Below are 19082 nucleotides of genomic sequence, written 5' to 3'. Positions count from 1 at the left end.
GATGGCTCACGCTCCGTGCCATACGGTGGTGATGTTGCAGAACTCCCGGATTCCGTGCCCGGACAGCTCACGCCCGTAGCCCGACCGCTTGACCCCGCCGAACGGGAACGCCGGGTGCGAGGCCGTCATCCCGTTGACGTAGACGCCGCCGGCCTCCAGGTCCCGGACGAACCGGTCGACGTCGGCTTCGTCGCGGGTCCACACGTTCGAACTGAGGCCGAAGTCGGTGTCGTTGGCGATCAGCACCGCCTCGTCCAGGTCGGCCGCGCGGTACAGCGTGGCGACCGGGCCGAAGGTCTCCTCGCGGTGCACGCGCATCGCCCGGTCGACGCCGGCCAGCACGGTCGGCGGGTAGTACCAGCCGGGCCCGGCGGGGCGTTCGCCGCCGCACAGCACCCGCGCGCCGCCGCGTACCGCGTCCTCGACCAGTTCGGCCAGGTCGGTCACGCCCTGTTCGCTGGCGAGCGGGCCGACGTCGGTGTCCTCGTCCATCGGGTCGCCCACCCTGAGCGCCCGCATGCCGGCCACGAACCGCTCCGCGAACGCGTCGTACACGTCCGCGTGCACGATGAACCGCTTGGCGGCGATGCAGGACTGCCCGGCGTTCTGCGCCCGCGCGGTCACCGCGACCTCGGCGGCCCGGTCGACGTCGGCGGACGGCATCACCACGAACGGGTCGCTGCCGCCCAGCTCCAGCACCGTCTTCTTGATCATCTCCCCGGCGGTGGCGGCGACCGCGCGGCCGGCCGGCTCGCTGCCGGTGAGGGTGGCGGCCCTCACCCGCTCGTCGCGCAGCACGTCGTCGACGGCTGCCGAGCCGATCAGCAGGGTCTGGAAGCAGCCCTCGGTGAAACCCGCGCGGTGGAAGAGGTCTTCGAGGTAGAGCGCCGTCTGCGGCACGTTCGAGGCGTGTTTGAGCAGGCCGACGTTGCCCGCCATCAGCGCGGGCGCGGCGAACCGGATCACCTGCCACAGCGGGAAGTTCCACGGCATCACCGCCAGCACCGGGCCGAGCGGCCGGTAGCGCACCAGCGCCCGGGAGGCACCGGAGTCCTTCACGTCCGGCTCGGCCGGCTCCTCGTCGGCCAGCAGCCCGGCGGCGCGGTCGGCGTACCAGCGCATCGCCTTGGCGCACTTCGCCGCCTCCGCGCGGGCCTGCCCGACCGGCTTGCCCATCTCGGTGGTGATCACCCGGCCGATCTCGTCCTGGTCGGCCTCCAGCAGCTCGGCGGCCCGCCGCAGCAGCGTGGCCCGTTCCTCGAACGTCGTCGTCCGGTACGTCCGGAAGGTGGCCTCGGCGAGCTGGAGCCGGCGCTCGATCTCCTCCTCGCCCATCGCCTCGTACGTCCTGAGCGTCTCGCCGGTCGCGGGGTTCACCGTCGCGATGGGCATGGCCGACCTCCCTGGCAGCGGGGTTGCGCTTCTCGACCTTCGCGCGGCGCGCCGGGCGCCGCAACGCGAAAAGCCTCTTGTCAGGCCGAGTGCTCCGCCAGCCGGTCGAGAAACGCGGCCTGGGCCGTGACGATCACCTCGCGCGCCCGGTCCAGCGGGAACCAGGCCACCCGGTCCAGCTCCGGGAACTCCTGTTCCCGTCCCGACCGCGGCGGCCACCGCATCCGGAACGTGCCGGGCACGACCGTCGCCGGATCGAGGTCGGCCTCCACCGCCCACACGGTGACCAGCTTGCCGCCGGACTGCCGGACCTCGCCGAGCGGTACGGCGCCGGCGCCGTCCGGCGGCGGCAGCCCCAGTTCCTCCTGGAACTCCCGGCGGGCCGCGTCCCAGGCGGGCTCGTCCTCCTCGTACTCACCCTTGGGGACCGTCCAGGCGCCCCGGTCGCGCCGGGCGAAGAACGGGCCGCCCATGTGGCCGAGGAGAACCTCCGGGCCCGCGGCGGTCCTCCGGTACAGCAGCAGACCGGCACTGCGCTTCACGGCGCCACCTCGGGATGCGCGGCGAACAGGGTTTCGACGGTGTCGGCGTCCGCGGGGCGCTTGTCCTCGCGGTAGCGGACCACGCGGGCGAAGCGGAGGGTGACGCCGGCCGGGTAGCGGGTGGAGCGCTGGAGACCGTCGTAGGCGATCTCGACGACCAGTTCGGGGCGGACCGTCACGCCCCAGCGGTGTTCCTCGACGGCGAGTGCGGTGAGGTGCCCGGTCTGCCAGGTGAGCATCGCGTCCGTCATGCCCTTGAAGGTCTTGCCGAGCATGACGAACGAACCGTCCTCTGCCCGGGCGCCCAGATGCAGGTTGGAGAGCTTGCCGGTGCGCCGGCCGTGGCCCCACTCGGCGGCCAGCACCACCAGGTCCAGGGTGTGCACGGGCTTCACCTTCAGCCAGGAGGCGCCGCGCCGCCCGGCGCTGTACCCGGCGTCCAGGCCCTTGACCACCACCCCCTCGTGACCGCGCGCGAGGGTCTCGGCGAGGAAGTCCTCCGCCGCCCGGGCGTCCTGCCCTTCGGCCACCAGCGTCCGCCGCACCCGCATCGGCTCCGGCACCAGATGGGCCAGCTCCGCGTGCCGCTCGGTCAGCGGCAGGTCGAGCAGGTCGCGGCCGTCGACCAGCAGGGCGTCGAAGAAGACCGGGGAGACCGGCACCGCCCGTGCCGCCGTGGCGACGTCCGTGCGCGAGCCGACCCGCCCGGCGGTCTCCTGGAACGACCGGGGGCGCCCGTCGGGACCGAGCGAGATGACCTCGCCGTCCAGCACGAACCGCTCGCCGGGCAGTTCCCGCGCGGCCGCCGTCACCTCGGGCAGCCGGCCGGTGATGTCGTCCAGGGTGCGGGTGTACACCCGTACCTCGTCGCCGTCGCGGTGCACCTGGACCCGGATGCCGTCGAGTTTCTCCTCCACCGCGCAGGCACCGAGTTTCCCGGCTGCCTCGGCCACCGAGGCGGCGCTGTGCGCCAGCATCGGCAGCACCGGACGGCCGACGGTGAGCCGGAACCGGCCGAGCGCCGCGGGCCCGTCGGCGAGCAGCGCCTCGGCCACCGTCCGGAGCGAGCCCGCCAGCATCACCGCCCGGCGCACGTCCGCCGGGACCGCCCCGGTGGCCTGGGCCAGGCCCTCGACGGCGACCGCGTCCAGCGCGCCCTGCCGGACCTCACCGGTCAGCAGCCCGAGCAGGAAGCGCTGCTCGTCCGCGGTGGCCGCGCCCATCAGCTCCCCGACCAGCCGGGTCCGCTCGGCCCCCGACCCGGCACCGGACACGGCGGCGAGCCGGGTCAGCCGGGCGTCCACCTCGCGCACGGTGAGCGTCGGTCCGGCGGCCGGCTCGACCGGCCGGCCCAGCACCTTCCAGCCGACGCCGATCCGGCCCTGCGGCAGCCGTCCCGCGAGGTAGGGGATGACGACCGGTACGTCGGCCGCCTCCGCCTCCCGGAACAACTCGGCGAGCAGGGCCGTCTTGCGGGACCGCGCCGAGGTGGCGGCGACCTCCTGGGACACATGGGCCAGCCGGGCAAGCAGCATGCCCTTCATGGTGCACCGGGAACGGCGCTCCCACACGTGCTCGGTACGGCGGCATCGCCCTTACGGCGCACCGGGAACGGTCCCCGCGCCGGTGCTCAGCCCGGCAGCGAGGCGTCCAGGTCCGACATGATCAGGTCGCCGACGATCGCGGCCGCCGCCCGGTAGCCGCCGCTCACCGCGTGCGCCACCTGCTCGCCGAAGCCCATCGCGTTGCCGGCCGCGTACACCCCCGGCACGCTGGTCAGACCGGTCGGGTCCACCACGGGATACGCGCCGAACGGAGTCTCGGTCAGCTCGGCGCCGAGCTGCTCCAGCAGACCGGTCCGCGGCACGGCACGCGGGGCGACGAAGACCACCGACCGCTCGTGCACCGCCCCGTCCACCAGGCGTACGCCGCTGACCCGGTCGTCCTCGACCACCAGCCCGGCGACCTGCCCGGGCACCACCTTCACCCCGGCCGCGGCCAGCCGGCGCAGATCCTGGTCGGACAGCTCGGACTCGGCGACGGTGTGCAGGAACAGGGTCACGTCGTCCGACCAGCCGGACACCATGAGCGCCTGGTGCACACTCGGCGGGCCGCTCGCCAGCACCCCGAACCGCTCGTCCCGCACCTCCCAGCCGTGGCAGAACGGACAGTGCAGCACGTCCCGGCCGAACCGCTCCGCGACCCCGGGGATCTCGGGCAGCTCGTCCTTCAGCCCGGTGGTGACGACCAGCCGCCTGGCCCGCACGGTCCGCCCGCCGGCCAGCTCCACGGCGAAGTCCGCGTCCCGGGTGACGCGGACCGCCCGGTCCCGGACCAGCTCGACGCCGTACGCCGCGACCTCCTCGCGGCCGAGCGCCAGGAATTCGGCGGGCGGCATGCCGTCCCGGGACAGATAGCCCTGCATGTGCGCGGCCGGCGCGTTGCGCGGCTGTCCGGCGTCCACCACCAGGGTCCGCCGCCGGGCCCGGCCCAGCACCAGCCCGGCCGACAGCCCGGCGGAGCCGCCGCCGATCACCACCGCGTCGTACTGCTCGCTCATTTCGGTCACCGTGACCACCTCCACGGCCGACCGTCGCCCAACCGATGCGGGATTGACAAACACATTTGCCGGTTCTGCAATAAAGCCATGACGAAGGACGACGTACTCGCCGGTGTCGGCCCCCGGCTGCGGCAGCTCCGCAAGGACCGCGAGGTCACCCTCGCCGCGCTCGCCGAGGCGACCGGCATCTCGCTGAGCACCCTCTCCCGCCTGGAGTCGGGGCTGCGCAGACCCAGCCTCGAACTGCTGCTGCCGATCGCCCAGGCCCACCAGGTGCCGCTGGACGAACTGGTCGGCGCGCCGCCGGTCGGCGACCCGCGGGTACGGGCCAAGCCGATCCAGCGGCACGGCCGCACCTACTGGCCGCTCACCCGCCAGCCCGGCGGCCTCCAGGCGTTCAAGGTCCTGGTGCCGCCCCGGCAGGAGGAACCCGACCGGCGCACCCACGAGGGGTACGAGTGGCTCTACGTGCTGTCCGGACGGTTGCGCATGCTGCTGGGCGAGCACGATCTGGTGGTCGGGGCCGGCGAGGCCGTCGAGTTCGACACCCGGGTGCCGCACTGGTTCGGGGCGGCGGGGGAGGAGCCGGTGGAGTTCCTCAGCCTCTTCGGACCGCAGGGCGAGCGGGTGCACGTACGGGCGAGGTCCACTCGATCGTGACGCCCGGGACGGTTCCCTGATCGGCAAGCGACCGCTTAGTATGCGGTGGACCCCGGACGGACGACGCAGTCGGTGGAGGCCCCGCATGCAGGCATGGCAGGTGCACGAGAACGGCGAGCCGGGCGAGGTGATGCGGCTGGCCGAGGTCCCGCCGCCGACGCCGGGCGACGGCCAGGTCCTGCTGCGGGTCCGCGCGGCGAACGTCAACTTCCCGGACGCGCTGCTGTGCCGGGGCCAGTACCAGACCAGGCCGCCACTGCCGTTCACCCCGGGCGTGGAGGTGTGCGCCGAGACCGAGGACGGCCGTCGGGTGCTGGCCAACCCCGCGCTGCCGCACGGCGGGTTCGCCGAGTACACCGTCGCGGCCGCCGCCGCCCTGCTGCCCGCGCCGGACGCCCTGGACGACGCCGAGGCCGCCGCCCTGCACATCGGCTACCAGACCAGCTGGTTCGGCCTGCACCGCCGGGCCGCCCTCCAGGCCGGCGAGACCCTGCTGGTGCACGCCGCCGCGGGCGGCGTCGGCAGCGCGGCCGTACAGCTCGGCAAGGCCGCCGGGGCCACGGTCATCGGTGTCGTCGGCGGCGCCGAGAAGGCCGCCGCCGCCCGGGAACTGGGCTGCGACACGGTGATCGACCGCAAGAGCGAGGACGTGATCACCGCCGTCAAGGAGGCCACCGGCGGGCGCGGCGCCGACGTGATCTACGACCCGGTGGGCGGCGCCGCCTTCAAGCAGTCCACCAAGGTCGTCGCCTTCGAGGGCCGGATCGTGGTGGTCGGCTTCGCCAGCGGGGACATCCCCAGCGCCGCCCTCAACCACGCCCTGGTGAAGAACTACGCGATCCTCGGCCTGCACTGGGGCCTGTACAACACCAAGAACCCGCGGCTGGTCCGGGAGTGCCACGAACGGCTCACCGAGCTGGCCGCCCGCGGCGCGGTCAAGCCGCTGGTCAGCGACCGGGTGCCGCTGGACGGCGCGGCCGGGGCCGTCCAGCGGGTCGCCGACGGCGTGACGACCGGCCGGGTGGCCGTCGTCCTGGACAAGGGAGCCGCCGCATGACCGACGCCGCAGAACTCAGGCAGCGCACCCAGGAGTTGCTGGCCGCGCAGCCGCCCGCGACCACCGACCGCCTCGACTTCCTGCGGGCCCGCTTCGACGCGGGCCTGGCCTGGGTGCACTTCCCCGAGGGCCTCGGCGGCCTCGGCGCCCCGCGCACCCTCCAGCCCGTCGTCGACGCCGAACTGGCCGCCGCCGACGCCCCCGACAACGACCCCCGGCGCATCGGCATCGGCCTGGGCATGGCCGCCCCGACCATCCTCAAGTACGGCACGGACGAGCAGAAGCAGCGCCTGCTGCGGCCGCTGTGGACCGGCGAGGAGGTGTGGTGCCAGCTGTTCAGCGAGCCCGGCGCCGGCTCCGACCTCGCCGCGCTCGGCACCCGCGCGGTGCGGGACGGCGAGAGCTGGGTGGTCGACGGACAGAAGGTGTGGACCTCCAGCGCGCACCTCGCCCGCTGGGCCATCCTCATCGCCCGCACCGACCCGGACGTCCCCAAGCACCGGGGCATCACCTACTTCGTCTGCGACATGACCGACCCGGGCGTCGAGGTCCGCCCGCTGCGGCAGATCACCGGCGAGGCCGAGTTCAACGAGGTCTTCCTGACCGGCGTCCGCATCCCCGACTCCCGGCGCCTCGGCGAGATCGGCGACGGCTGGCGGGTCGCGCAGACCACCCTGAACAACGAACGCGTCGCCATCGGCGGCCGCCGCCTGCCCCGCGAGGGCGGCATGATCGGCCCGGTCGCGCGGACCTGGCGGGAGCGCCCCGAACTGCGCACCCACGACCTGCACCAGCGCCTGCTCACCCTCTGGGTCGAGGCCGAGGTCGCCCGGCTCACCGGCGAACGCCTCGGCCAGCAGCTCGCCGTCGGCCACCCCGGCCCCGAGGGCGCCGGCATGAAACTCGCCTTCGCCCGCCTCAACCAGGAGATCAGCGGCCTGGAGGTGGAACTGCGCGGCGCGGAGGGCCTGCTCTACGACGACTGGACCATGCGCCGCCCGGAACTGGTGGACTTCACCGGCCGCGACGCCGGCTACCGCTACCTGCGCTCCAAGGGCAACAGCATCGAGGGCGGCACCAGCGAGATCCTGCTGAACATCGTCGCCGAACGCGTCCTCGGCCTGCCCGCCGAGCCGCGCACCGACAAGGACGTCGCCTGGAAGGACCTCGCCCGATGAGCGACCTGCTGTACTCGGAGGAGGAGGACGCGCTGCGCGCCGCCGTCCGGGACCTGCTCACCGACCACTGCGACCCGGCCGGCGTCATCGCCCGCACCGAGACGGACACCCCGCACGACCTGACCGCCTGGAAGGCGCTCACCGAGTCCATGGGCCTGGCCGGTCTGCTGATCCCCGAGGAGTACGGCGGTCAGGGCGCCGGCCACCGCGAGGCGGCCGTCGTGCTGGAGGAACTGGGCCGCGCCGTCGCGCCCGTCCCCTACCTGACCAGCGCCGTCGTCGCCACTGAGGCCCTGCTCGGCTGCGCCGCGGGGCAGTGGCTGGCCGAGCTGGCCGGCGGCCGCCGGATCGCCGTCCTCGCCGTCGGCCTGCACACCGCCCCCGACGCCGCCTTCCCCGCCGTACGCCTGGAGCACGGCGCCCTGCGCGGAACGCTGACCGGCATCGCGGACGCGGCCGTCGCCGACGTCCTGCTGGTCCCCGCGGACGACGGCGGGCTGTACGCGGTACGCGCCGCCGACGCCGCCGTCACTCCCCGCACCTCCCTGGACCTGACCCGGCCGGTGGCCGACGTCTCGCTCGACGGAGCACCGGGCGAGCGGCTGGGCGACGCGGAACCCGCCGTCCGGCGCGCCCTGCGCGCCGGTGCCGGACTGCTCGCCTCGGAGCAACTGGGCCTGGCCGACTGGACGCTGACCGAAACGGTGCGCTACCTCAAGGAGCGCAAGCAGTTCAACCGGCCGGCCGGCGGCTTCCAGGCGCTCAAGCACCGGCTCGCCGCGCTGTGGCTGGAGACCGTCCACCTGCGCGCCGCCGCGCGGAGCGCCGCCGACGCGCTGGCCACCGGCGCGGACGCGGACGTGCCGGTCGCCGTCGCGCAGGCGTACGCGGCCCCGGTCGCCGTCCGCGCCGCCGAGGAGGCCCTGCAACTGCACGGCGGCATCGGCATGACCTGGGAACACCCCGTCCACCTGTACCTGAAGCGGGCCAAGGCCGACTCGATCGCCTACGGCACGGCGGGCGCCCACCGCACGGCGCTGGCCGCGCTGGTGGAGCTGCCGGCGCCGTAGCACCTCGCAGCGAAGCCCGCCCGAACCCGGGCGGGCTTTCTCATGTGCCGCGCCCGACGCGCGCGGGTTCTTCCCGTGTTCCGGCCCGCACGAAGTGAACAGGTGACGGCCCGTCGGCCAACTTCCCCGCACGGCACTGCTCCACGCCGCCTCCCGCCTCGCATACTCACTGAGGTCCCGTAAGGCCTACCAGGGAGGCAGAGCATGGCCCTCACCACCCGTCGCAGAGCCCTCACCACCCTCGGCGCCGCCCTCGCGGGCGCGGTCGCCCTGCCCGCCGGCACCGCGCTGGCCGGCGAACGCCCCCGCCGCCCCCGCCCGTTGTGGCGCGCCCACGCACACAACGACTACGAGCACCCCCGCCCCCTCCTCGACGCCCTCGACCACCGCTTCGGCAGCGTCGAGGCCGACATCTACCTGGTCGACGGCCAACTCCTCGTCGCCCACGACGCGGTCGACCTCGACCCGGCCCGCACCCTGGAGTCCCTCTACCTCGACCCGCTCGCCGCCCGCGTCCGCGCCCAGGGCGGCCACGTCCACCGGGGCGATGCCCGTCCGCTGCAACTGCTCATCGACATCAAGACCGAGGGCGCCTCGACCTACCTCGAACTCGACCGGCAGCTGCGCCGCTACCGGCACCTGTTCACCACCTACGCGCACGGCAGGGTGCGCCCCGGCCCGGTCACCGCCGTCGTCTCCGGCGACCGCGCGGCCCGCGTCCCGATGACGGCGCAGACCGAGCGCCGCGCCTTCTACGACGGCCGCCTCACCGACCTCGGTACCGCCGCCCCCGCCTCCCTCATCCCGCTGATCAGCGACAACTGGACCAACAACTTCACCTGGCAGGGCGTCGGCGCCTTCCCCGCCGCCGAACGGCGCAAGCTGCACGACATCGTCGGCGCCGCGCACGCCCGCGGCCAGCGGGTCCGCTTCTGGGCCACGCCCGACCTCGCCGGACCCGCCCGGGACGCGGTGTGGACGGAACTGGTCGCGGCCGGCGCCGACCACCTCAACACGGACGACCTCGCCGGCCTGGAGGCGTTCCTCGACGCCCGCGAGACGGCGTAGCCCGCCGGACACCACACGTTCGGAGGACATGTCAGCCGCCCGGACGAACCCTCCGCTACGCCACACTTGCGGCCGAACGCCGTGAACCAGACATGCGGCGTGGCGGAGGAGGTTGACGATGGCCGTTTCCATCTCTGTGGTGCTGCTGCTCGCGATCCTGGCGGTGATCTTTCTGCGCAACGGCGGGCTTAAGGTCTCCCACGCGCTCGTCTGCCTGCTGCTCGGCTTCTATCTGGCCGGCACCAGCATGGCGCCCACCATCAACAGCGGGCTCGTCGCCACGGCCGAGATCGTGAGCAGCCTCAGACCCTGACCGCGCCGCTCCCGGGCAGCGGTTCGCGCGTCAGGCGGCCGAGAAGACCCCGATCCCGTTCGGGACGGGGCGCTCGCCCCCGCCGCTCGGGTGGTTGCGCACCGAGACCGCGCTCGCGCCCGGCGCCCGGGCCACCAGCGTCGTCGAGCCGCCGCCGTCCAGGCTGAACCCCTCCGTCGACCCCCGTGCCCGCAGCGCCTCGGCGACCTCGGCGACGGTCAGGCCGGACCGGTACGCCGACGAGCCGTCCACCGCGAGCAGCAGCACCCGCCGCCCGGCGTCCGCGATGCCCACCGCGGTCCGCACGGCCGACGTGCGGTCGTCCAGCCCCGGCAACGGCTTGCCGCCCGACAGCACCGGATAACCGCCGAGCGCGAAACCGAACGCCTCCTGGGACGCCGACGCCACCAGGCTGTGACGGACCGTCACGGCATCCCCGGTGGCGACCTTCCGCAGCTGCCGCGCCCCCTCCTCGCGGCCCACCAGCACCGTCGTGTCCGAAGCGATCGCTCCGCCGCCGGGCGTGCCGGACGCGGAGACGACCCGGCCGTCGCGGACCGTCACCTCGTAGGTCTCCGTACTGCACGCGGCGGCCCGGTCCGTGTCCGTGCCGCAGGTGGCCCGCGCCCGGGAGGCGCTGCCCCACTCGCCGGTGAAGGCGCCGACCGAGTCGACCGGCAGCGCGTACTGGTTGAACCCGCCGAGCGGCAGCGTGCCCTCGGGCGTGCCGACCTCCCCGTCCAGGGCCAGCCGGTCGAGCCGGGCCCGCCGGTCGGCGCCGACACCGAAGACCGCCTCGGTGGTGACGCCGGACGGCATGGCCGGACCGAAGCGCTGCCCGTCCGGCACCGCCGCCTTCAGCGCCCGGCCCTCGGCGATCGCCGGGCCCACGCTCGCGCCGGTCGCCTCGACGCCCGGGTGCTGGCTCTCGGTGATGTTGAAGAAGTCCCCGTTGACGCCCCCCACGGCGCCCTGGTCGCCGGCCATCCGGGAGACCGTCGCCCGCGCCGCCACCGCCCCCGGGTAGAGCAGCCCGAGCCGGGTGTCGGGGACGCCGAGGTCGACGCCGAGCAGATGGACGTGGGTGGTCCCGCCCGCCGCCGACAGGTCGAACTCCTCGTAGGTCACCCCCGGCGCGATCTCCGCGGCCGCCGGCACGGCGCCGGCCGGTGCCGCGCCCACCAGCGCGCCGAGGGTGACCAGGAACGCCAGTGTCCGGCGGAGTGCTGCACGACGCGTCACGGACGCCCCCTGATGTCTCGTCAGTCGCTCGGGATCAGGGGAAGTGCATCAGATCTCGGTCGCCGCGAAGGCCACCGAGGGCCGAAGACGCGGGAAAGTGCGGCAAAACGCACTCCCTCGGCGGTGCCGGGACGGCCATCGGCCATCGGGGCCATCGGCCGCCGAGCGGGGAACGGAGTACTGCGGCGACGGCGACGCGACCTGTGGCGCCGTCGCGGTCGGCCCAGTGTCTCAGCCGTCCAGGACGCCGTCGCGATGGAGCACCGTGACCCGGTGGAAGTTGCAGCCGGCCGGCGGCTCCGCGGTGGGCCATGTCTGGTGCGCCTTGAGCGCGATGCTCACCAGGCTCAGCAGGAGGTCGACATCGGTCTCGCAGTCCAGATGCACGGTCACCCAGCGGGAACCGGGGATCAGATGGATCGCGCTGGAACCGCCGAGGTCGTAGTGGAAACGCTGGATGGCCCGTTGGGTCAGGTGCAGGTCCACGTCCCGGTCCGAGTGGAAGTGGACGATCTCGTCCCGGACGGAGCGCAGCGCCTGTCCGGTACCGCAGTTGGCCGGCCCCGCCGTGAGGTCGGGCCAGTCCTGTAGTCGCTCCAGGGCACGCTGGGCCAGAGTCATGCCCCTATCGTCGCTCCATTACCGTCCGGCAACCAGTAGTTGAGCGATTTGTAACCGGGGCGTGAGGTAACCGGCCCGGGCCGGCCCGCGGAACGCGACCGGGCCGGACGCACGGTAAGCGCCGCGCGGTCACACGCGGCGCTTCGTCGTCGTGAGCACAATAGATCATGGTCGTACGGAACGACCATGATCTGCCGACCACGGGTTCCTACTCGTCCAGGCAGCCGATCGTCCCGGTCGGATAGTCGTTGCCGGTGGAGGTCGCGGTGAACCCGAAGGTCACGCTGCCGTCCGCGGCCACGACCCGGTTGTGGTCCACGTTCCGCACCGTGACGGAACCGTCCGACCCGGTGGACAGCGCGCCGTTCCACACACTGTTGATCCGGGTGCCGACGCCGGGCGTCCACTGCACGGCCCAGCCGTTACGGGGTTCCGTTCCGTGGTTCATCACCTCCACGGAACCCTGGAACCCGCCGCTCCAGCTGTTCTGCACGGTGTACACCGCCATGCAGGACCCCGTGTGCGGGGGATCGGTCGGCGTCGGGGTGGGGGTCGGCGTCGGGGTCGGCGTGCTGCCGGAGCCGCGGATGCCGGTCACCTCGCCCTTGCCGCCGTCGAAGACGATGTCGGAGCAGGAGAAGAAGTTCTCCTGGCTGTCCGACCGCACCCACTGGATGAACAGCAGCGCGTCACCGGAGCGGCCCGACGGCAGCGCCAGGTCCCAGTAGTAGTGACCGCCGTTGCTCCCCGCCGAGCCCTGCTGCGGCGGATTGGTGACCGTCTGTATCAGCTCCAGATCGTCCCAGCCCAGCTGAGAGGTCGGCGACCAGCCGGGCTCGGTCAGATAGACCCGGAAGTCGCCCGGATGAGCGGCCCAGTTGCTGTACTGCAACTGGATCGACGACCCGGACGTCAGATGGGTCTTCGGCCAGTCGGCGCGGGCGGCGTTGTAGGCGGCGAAGTCGTACGGCGAGCGGTCACCGGCACTGCACAGCGTGCCGTCCGGCACGTAACCGGCACCCCGGCCGCCCGCGTTGGAGTCGAGCACGGCGAACCAGTTGTACAGCGCGTTCGCCCCGCTCTCGTCCAGCGCGTCCTGGCAGGCGGGATTGACCGGGTCCAGGGCGCCGGTGCCGGTGATGGCGTCCAGTTGGCAGAGGTAGGTGCGCGAACCGGGCGTCATCGCCACGCCGTGCGCCTCCGCCTCGCTCTGCCCGAGGACGGTCAGCCCGAGCGCGCCGAGCAGGGTGGCCAGTACCGCCGCGAGGGAGAGGAGTCTGCTGCGTCGAGCCATGGAATCTCCAGTTCCTGATGTGGTGTCGGGTGTGGTGCGGGTCCTTTCGCTGCTGTGGCCCTGGTCGGTCCGGGCCGGAGCCCTCAGGCGGTGGTGCAGGCGGCGCCGTTCAGGGTGAAGCCGGCCGGCTCGGCGAACGTCCCGCTGTAGGTGCCCTGGAAGCCGAAGCTCTGGCTGCCGCCCGCCGCGATCCGCGGCGCGTGGTCCGGTCCGCGCGCCGTCACGGCACCTGTCGCCGGGGTCACCGACGCGTTCCAGGCGTGCGTGATCTGCTGTCCGGACGGCAGGGTGAAGGCCAGCCGCCAGTCGTCCACGGGCGCCGGGCCGGTATTGCCGACCCGGACGTCGGCGGTGAAGCCGCCCGGCCAGACCTGCGTGCTGTAGGTCACCTCGCAGGCGGCCGGGGTGCCGGGATCGGTCGGCTCCTCGCCGTCACCGGTCACGATGGCCGACGAGAACGCGTCGACCGACAGCCCCGCGCCGTTCTGCCAGGGTTCGAAACCGGCCTGCACGCTGGTCAGGTACCAGTCGTTGCCCGCGAGGCCGCGGGAGACGGCCTGCCGGACGAAGTCCATGACGTCGAAACTCCAGCTGCCGATGGCCGTCGGCGCGACGAAGGACAGCACGTCGTTGGAACCGTTGCCGCCCGACCACACCTCCCAGCTCCGCCCGGCGACCGTGGCCGTGCCGACTTGGGAGCCGATCGGCTGGATCGGGCCGACCCGGTCGAACCAGATCATGATCTCGGTCCGGTTCACTCCGTCGGTGCGCGGCGTCGGGTCCAGCCAGATGTCGTACGAGGCGTTGTACACGGCGTCGTCGACGAAACCGTACGAGACGCTGCTGGGCGCGCTCGATATGCCGTCGACGCGGGCGGGAAGCGCGGTACCCGGCGAACAGACGGTGTAATGGCAGCCGTTGAAGACCGACGGGTACGACTTCGGCGCGCCGTTGGTCGGTACCGAACCGTCCGCTTGGCTCACCTGGAAGCCGGTGCCGGTCACGGTGACGCACTGCTCGGCGCTGGTGCCCCAGCGGTTGTTCTGGACGACGTAACGGTCCTGGATCGTGGCCGTTCCGTACTGCTCGCAGATCGTGGTGTCGGCGGCGCCGGCCGGTGCCGCGGTCGTGACGAGCGCCGCGATGAGGGAGAGGGCCGTGAGCAGCGCTCCGAGGAGGCCGCGCAGGGTGGGGGCCCGATGCGGGGACGGTTGCATGTGGGGGTCCTCTCTGGGGACGGGTGGGAGCGCTCCCATCGCTGTTGTGGGGGGACTGTAGGAGTTGTCCATGTCCCTGACAAGACTTCGCGCAACGCGAGTGTGCGGGTGACGGGCCGGCCGGTCCGTCACGCTCACATGAGGTTGACCAGCCTGATGTAGCGGGCCCAGTCCCACAGCGGACCCGGGTCCGTGTGGTCGCTGCCCGGCACCTCGTGGTGCCCGATGATGTGCGCCCGGTCCTTGGGGATGCCGTATCTCGTACAGATCGCCGCGGTCAGCGCCGCCGAGCTCTCGTACAGCGCGTCGGTGAAGTACGCCGGCTGGTCCACCCACCCCTCGTGCTCGATCCCGATGCTGCGGGTGTTGTAGTCCCAGTTGCCCGCGTGCCAGGCGACGTCGGCCTCGCGGACGCACTGCGCGAGGTGTCCGTCGGAGGAGCGCACCACATAGTGCGCGGACACCTTCTTCCGCGGGTTCTGGAAGATGGCCAGGGTGTCCGCGTAGGTCTCCTGGGTGACGTGGATGACCACGTAGTCGACGGGATAGGCCGTCGGGCGGCTGGAATCGGTGTAGTTCGAACCGCTCGCCGGCTGCCACTCGGCGTCCGGCTGGTCGACGTCCTGGGGCCGCGCTGCGGCCCGGGTGCCCGACAGCAGCGTGTACGGAGCGACGACCAGGGCGGCGCCGCCGGCGAGGAGCCGTCGTCGGGTGGGGAGGGGGCGTCGGGCGGGGAGGGGGTGCGCTCGTTCCATGAGGGTCGCCTTTCGGGGATCGGGGGCACGGGGATACGGGGATACGGGGATACAGAAATTGGGCATCGGGGATCGGGGACGTTTTCGGGTGGTGTGCTCAGGGTGGCGCGCACACCCGCACGAGCACTGTCATGACCCGGGCTCGCCTCCAGGTGGCGCGGGGTCGGGTGATGACGTCCGCCGTTTTCGTGGCGGTTGCGTTCCGCGTGAATCACGGTACGGGGAGCGCGGGTTGGGCAGCAGGAAGTGGCGTTGTCCGGTGGACGGCCCTCCGACTGTGGATAACTCCGTCACCCGATCGAGTGGGGGCCAGCTGTGTGGCGCGGGCGTTCGGGACGGTGTGGCGCGGGGCGTTCGGGGGAGGCGCGAGGGCGTCGGAGTGGTGCGGTCGGCTCAGCTGAGGCCGGGGATGCCGGAGCAGACCGGAGCAGACCGGAGGATGCCGCGGTGTACCGGGTGCGGACGGCTCAGGTCCGTGCCGCGATCGCCGCCGGATCGTCCAGCACCGTCCGCACGACCGAGTGCGCGGCACCCAGCAGCGGCCCCTGCGGCCCCAGCGCGGACACGGTCACCGGGCAGGCCGGACCCGCGGTGCGCCGGGCCAGTTCCGCGCGGAGCGCGGGCAGCAGCCAGGGCGCGAGCTCGGCCAGGGCACCGCCCAGCACCACACTCTCGGGGTCCAGCAGGTTCACCGCGCCGGTCAGCGCGATACCCAGCGCGGTTCCCGCACCGGTCAGGGCACGCCGTACGCGCTCGTCGCCTTCCGTCGCGCGCTGCGCGAGCAGGCCGACGCGGTTCTCGCCCGGGGTCAGACCGGACGCGCGCAGGACCGCCTCCTCGCCGGCGTACTGCTCCAGGCAGCCGTGTCCGCCGCAGGCGCACGCGGGGCCGTCGGGGTGGACCGGAACGTGCCCCAACTCACCGGCGAAACCCCGGGTACCGCGCAGCAGCCGGCCGTCCACGACCACCGCCGCGCCGATGCCGATCTCGGCCGAGACGTGCAGGAAGTCCCGGGGCGTGCGGTCACCGAGCCACAGTTCGGCGAGCGCGCCGAAGTTGGCCTCGTTGTCCACGGTCAGCGGCAGGTCCGCGGCCAGCAGTCCGCCGAGGTCGGTGTCGTGCCAGTCGAGGTTGGGAGCCCGTACGACGGTCGTGGCGTCGCGCGCCACCAGACCCGGTACCGCCACGGCCAGCCCGGCCGGCCACAGCCCCTCCGCTCCGGCCTCCTCGACGACCCGCCGGACCAGTCCGGTGAGCTGTTCGAGCACTGGTCCGGCGGAGCGGCCGCGGTTGCCGCCGTGGCGGACCGCCCGGGCCCGCACCCGCCCGCGCAGGTCGACCGCGCACACCGCGAGGTGGTCGACGCCGATCTCCGCACCGATCCCGGCGGGTCCGCCGGCGCTGACCGCGAGCGCCGATCCGGGCCGGCCCACCCGCCCCGGCCGCTCGGGTCCCAGTTCCTCCAGCAGACCCGAGCGGATGAGCTCGTCAACAAGGGTCGACACCGCCGCCCGGGTCAGCCCGATCCGTGCCGCGACGGCGGCCCGGGAGAGCCGGCCCTCGGCGCGGACGGTGTGCATCACCCGGGCGAGATTGCGGCGGCGCATGCCCTGCTGGGTGTCCGGCAGCGGGCGCCCGGACCCGGCCGGGTGCGCCGTGTGCGGCGGTGCGGTCATGCCTCCTCGGTTCTCGGTCGATGTCCATGCCGACGCGCGGGACGGATTCCGCTGCCCCGGCGCGCGGGACGGATTCCGCTGCCCCGGCGCGCCCCCGCTCGCGTCGGCGGCGGGAGGCGCGGAAGCGCGGCGCTCACCTGGTGGGCGCGCTCCCCTCCAGCAGCGGGGCCGCGTCGGAGAGTACTCCGGAGATCCGCGCCAGCGTCGCCTCGTCTCGCTCCACGGCGTCCAGTACCGGCCCGGCGGCGGTGTTCCAGCGCCGCGCGACCGCTGCCGCGTCCTCTCCGGTCAGCAGCCCCGCCGCCTGTGCCGCCGCGCCGAGCGCCACCAGTTCCCGGGCCTCGGGAATCTGCACCGGGCGTCCCGACAGCCGCCGTACGGTCTGCTGCCAGGCCGTGCCGCGGGCGCCGCCGCCGATCAGCAGCAGGGGAGCGGCGGGGTCGGCGTCCGCGTCGAGGACCAGGTCCAGGGCGCCCAGCAGGGCGTGCACGGCCCCGTCGTAGGCGGCCTGGAGCACCTGGCCGCCGGTCGTGTCGTGGCGCAGCCCGTGCAGCAGGCCGGAGGCGCCCGGCAGGTTGGGGGTGCGCTCGCCGTCGAGGTACGGCAGGAGGGTGACGCCGGTGCCGGGCTCGACGGCCTCCCGGTCCAGCCCCAGCAGCGTCGCGACCCGGTCGACGGCGAGGGTGCAGTTGAGGGTGCAGGCCAGCGGCAGCCAGTCGCCGCGCGCGTCGGCGAAACCCGCCACCGTGCCCGTCGGGTCGGCGGGGCGGTGCCGCGACACCGCGTACACCGTGCCCGACGTCCCCAGGCTCATCACCGGCACGCCGGGACTGACCCCCAGGCCCAGCGCGGCAGCCGCGTTGTCGCCGGTGCCCGGCGCGACCAGGGTGCCCGTGGCGAACGGCAGGTCATGGCCGCCGCGTACGGTGCCGGCCACCTCGCCGGGCCGCACGACCCGGGGCAGCAGTGCCGGATCGAGGCCCACGCGGGCGAGGGTCTCCTCGTCGTACGCCTCCGTCCCGGACGCCCACCAGCCGGTGCCGGACGCGTCGCCGCGGTCGGTGGTCCCCTCGCCGGTGAGCCGCTCGGTGAGGTAGTCGTGGGGGAGGCGTACGGCCTTGGTGGCGCGGACGGCCGCCGGCTCGTGCTCGGCCAGCCAGGCCCACTTGGTGACCGTGAACGAGGCGCTCGGGACACTGCCCGTGCGCTCCGCCCACGCCTTGGGGCCGCCCAGCTCCTCGACCAGGCGCCGGGCGTGCGGCGCGGAACGCACGTCGTTCCAGAGCAGCGCCGGACGCACCGGCTCGCCTCGCGCGTCCAGCGTGACCAGTCCGTGCTGCTGCCCGCCGACCGACACCGCGGCCGCCTCGTGCGCCGCCTCGCCGCACTGGCGCAGGGCCTCGCACAGGGCGTCCCACCACTGGCGCGGGTCGCTCTCGCGGCCCGCCCCCGACGACACGGTGTGCGGGGCCTGGCCGCTCGCGACGACCCGACCGGTGGGCACGTCGACGACCAGCGCCTTGGTGGACTGGGTGGACGTGTCCACGCCGACGACGAGCGGACCCTCGGCTGCTGACATCGGGCTTCTCCCTCTTTCCGCGGCTCTGCGCGATTCCGGCCTGGCGTTCCAGGAGTGTCTCCCACGGGCTCCCGCATCGAGGATCCGGGCCGCGGAGTCACGGCCGTCACTCCTCGGAGACACCCCTGTCCCTTCCCAGGAATGCGTCCGCATACTAATTTGTAAAGTGCCATGACGAAATAGCCGCAAGCGAGCAAGGAGCCGTGACATGAGCTACCAGCCCACTCCCGAGGACAGGTTTACGTTCGGTCTGTGGACCGTTGGCTGGCAGGGCCGGGATCCGTTCGGGGACGCGACGAGGCCGGAGCTGGATCCGGTGGAGTCGGTGCGGCGGCTGTCGGAGCTGGGGGCGTACGGGGTGACGTTCCACGACGACGATCTGATTCCGTTCGGTGCTTCGGAGGCCGAGCGGGAGGCGCGGGTGAAGCGGTTCCGGCAGGCGTTGGACTCCTCGGGCATGAAGGTGCCGATGGCGACGACGAACCTGTTCACGCATCCGGTGTTCAAGGACGGGGCGTTCACCGCGAACGACCGGGATGTGCGCCGGTTCGCGCTGCGCAAGACGGTCCGCAACATCGATCTGGCGGTGGAGCTGGGTGCGGAGGTGTATGTGGCGTGGGGCGGCCGGGAGGGTGCGGAGTCCGGTGGTGCGAAGGATGTGCGCCAGGCGCTGGAGCGGATGAAGGAGGCCTTCGATCTGCTGGCCGAGTACGTGACCGGGCAGGGCTATGACCTGAGGTTCGCGATCGAGCCGAAGCCGAATGAGCCGCGGGGGGACATTCTGCTGCCCACGGTGGGGCATGCGCTGGCGTTCATCGAGCGGCTGGAGCGTCCGGAGCTGTTCGGGGTGAATCCGGA

The 19082-nt window shown here is 73.5% G+C and carries 18 protein-coding genes; 7 read left to right on the top strand and 11 right to left on the bottom strand.

Annotation, left to right across the window (positions count from 1 at the left end):
- Positions 1-6 precede the first annotated feature (6 nt).
- From AB0G32_RS29850 to AB0G32_RS29835, 4 genes are all read right to left on the bottom strand, one after another.
- Positions 7-1392 carry an NADP-dependent succinic semialdehyde dehydrogenase gene (locus AB0G32_RS29850; RefSeq protein ID WP_361170030.1) on the bottom strand — a complete coding sequence of 462 codons (1386 nt, stop codon included), beginning with the start codon at positions 1390-1392 and terminating at the stop codon, positions 7-9.
- Positions 1393-1472: 80 nt separating this feature from the next.
- A complete protein-coding gene (locus tag AB0G32_RS29845) occupies positions 1473-1934 on the bottom strand; it encodes an NUDIX domain-containing protein (RefSeq protein WP_361170027.1) in 462 nt (153 codons plus the stop codon).
- Entirely contained in the window at positions 1931-3469 is a 1539-nt protein-coding gene (locus AB0G32_RS29840) for an ATP-dependent DNA ligase (RefSeq protein WP_361170024.1), read from the bottom strand. The genes AB0G32_RS29845 and AB0G32_RS29840 overlap by 4 nt, the downstream gene beginning before the upstream one ends.
- A gap of 95 nt (positions 3470-3564) precedes the next feature.
- On the bottom strand, positions 3565-4494 hold the full coding sequence (locus AB0G32_RS29835; protein ID WP_361170174.1) for an NAD(P)/FAD-dependent oxidoreductase: 930 nt from the start codon (positions 4492-4494) through the stop codon (positions 3565-3567).
- An 87-nt stretch (positions 4495-4581) separates the two neighbouring features.
- Between AB0G32_RS29835 and AB0G32_RS29830 the strand changes: the two genes are divergently transcribed.
- From AB0G32_RS29830 to AB0G32_RS29805, 6 genes are all read left to right on the top strand, one after another.
- A complete protein-coding gene (locus tag AB0G32_RS29830) occupies positions 4582-5154 on the top strand; it encodes an XRE family transcriptional regulator (RefSeq protein WP_361170021.1) in 573 nt (190 codons plus the stop codon).
- Positions 5155-5239: 85 nt separating this feature from the next.
- Positions 5240-6211 (top strand): NADPH:quinone oxidoreductase family protein, encoded by a 972-nt coding sequence (locus AB0G32_RS29825; RefSeq protein WP_361170018.1) that lies wholly within the window; start codon positions 5240-5242, stop codon positions 6209-6211.
- Entirely contained in the window at positions 6208-7389 is a 1182-nt protein-coding gene (locus AB0G32_RS29820; protein WP_361170015.1) for an acyl-CoA dehydrogenase family protein, read from the top strand. The genes AB0G32_RS29825 and AB0G32_RS29820 overlap by 4 nt, the downstream gene beginning before the upstream one ends.
- A complete protein-coding gene (locus AB0G32_RS29815; RefSeq protein WP_361170012.1) occupies positions 7386-8459 on the top strand; it encodes an acyl-CoA dehydrogenase family protein in 1074 nt (357 codons plus the stop codon). The genes AB0G32_RS29820 and AB0G32_RS29815 overlap by 4 nt, the downstream gene beginning before the upstream one ends.
- Before the next feature lie 204 nt (positions 8460-8663).
- Positions 8664-9527 (top strand): phosphatidylinositol-specific phospholipase C/glycerophosphodiester phosphodiesterase family protein, encoded by an 864-nt coding sequence (locus tag AB0G32_RS29810; RefSeq protein WP_361170009.1) that lies wholly within the window; start codon positions 8664-8666, stop codon positions 9525-9527.
- A gap of 118 nt (positions 9528-9645) precedes the next feature.
- Positions 9646-9840, top strand: a complete 195-nt coding sequence (locus tag AB0G32_RS29805) for a hypothetical protein (RefSeq protein WP_361170006.1) — start codon at positions 9646-9648, stop codon at positions 9838-9840.
- Positions 9841-9870: 30 nt separating this feature from the next.
- Here AB0G32_RS29805 and AB0G32_RS29800 read toward each other — a convergent pair whose 3' ends face one another.
- From AB0G32_RS29800 to xylB, 7 genes are all read right to left on the bottom strand, one after another.
- Complete coding sequence (locus AB0G32_RS29800) at positions 9871-11022, bottom strand: phosphodiester glycosidase family protein (RefSeq protein ID WP_361170171.1); 1152 nt, start codon at positions 11020-11022, stop codon at positions 9871-9873.
- A gap of 291 nt (positions 11023-11313) precedes the next feature.
- A complete protein-coding gene (locus AB0G32_RS29795) occupies positions 11314-11703 on the bottom strand; it encodes a luciferase family protein (protein ID WP_361170003.1) in 390 nt (129 codons plus the stop codon).
- Positions 11704-11911: 208 nt separating this feature from the next.
- On the bottom strand, positions 11912-12997 hold the full coding sequence (locus AB0G32_RS29790; protein ID WP_361170000.1) for a lytic polysaccharide monooxygenase: 1086 nt from the start codon (positions 12995-12997) through the stop codon (positions 11912-11914).
- Positions 12998-13080: 83 nt separating this feature from the next.
- Positions 13081-14214: a cellulose binding domain-containing protein gene (locus AB0G32_RS29785; protein WP_361169997.1), complete on the bottom strand. Its 1134-nt coding sequence runs from the start codon at positions 14212-14214 to the stop codon at positions 13081-13083.
- Positions 14215-14348: 134 nt separating this feature from the next.
- Positions 14349-14969, bottom strand: a complete 621-nt coding sequence (locus AB0G32_RS29780; RefSeq protein ID WP_361169995.1) for an N-acetylmuramoyl-L-alanine amidase — start codon at positions 14967-14969, stop codon at positions 14349-14351.
- Positions 14970-15436: 467 nt separating this feature from the next.
- Positions 15437-16645, bottom strand: a complete 1209-nt coding sequence (locus tag AB0G32_RS29775) for an ROK family transcriptional regulator (RefSeq protein ID WP_361169993.1) — start codon at positions 16643-16645, stop codon at positions 15437-15439.
- Positions 16646-16778: 133 nt separating this feature from the next.
- A complete protein-coding gene (xylB, locus tag AB0G32_RS29770; RefSeq protein ID WP_361169990.1) occupies positions 16779-18224 on the bottom strand; it encodes a xylulokinase in 1446 nt (481 codons plus the stop codon).
- Positions 18225-18432: 208 nt separating this feature from the next.
- On the opposite strand from xylB, the gene AB0G32_RS29765 reads away from it, so the two are divergent.
- Positions 18433-19082, top strand: a 650-nt coding sequence (locus AB0G32_RS29765) for a TIM barrel protein (RefSeq protein ID WP_361169987.1), incomplete at its 3' end; no start/stop codon positions are given.

The sequence above is a fragment of the Streptomyces sp. NPDC023723 genome, from assembly GCF_040639815.1.
In the GTDB taxonomy this organism is placed as follows: domain Bacteria; phylum Actinomycetota; class Actinomycetes; order Streptomycetales; family Streptomycetaceae; genus Streptomyces.
The sequence above is the reverse complement of the archived record's forward strand: the minus strand, read 5'-3'. Positions and strand labels throughout refer to the sequence as shown.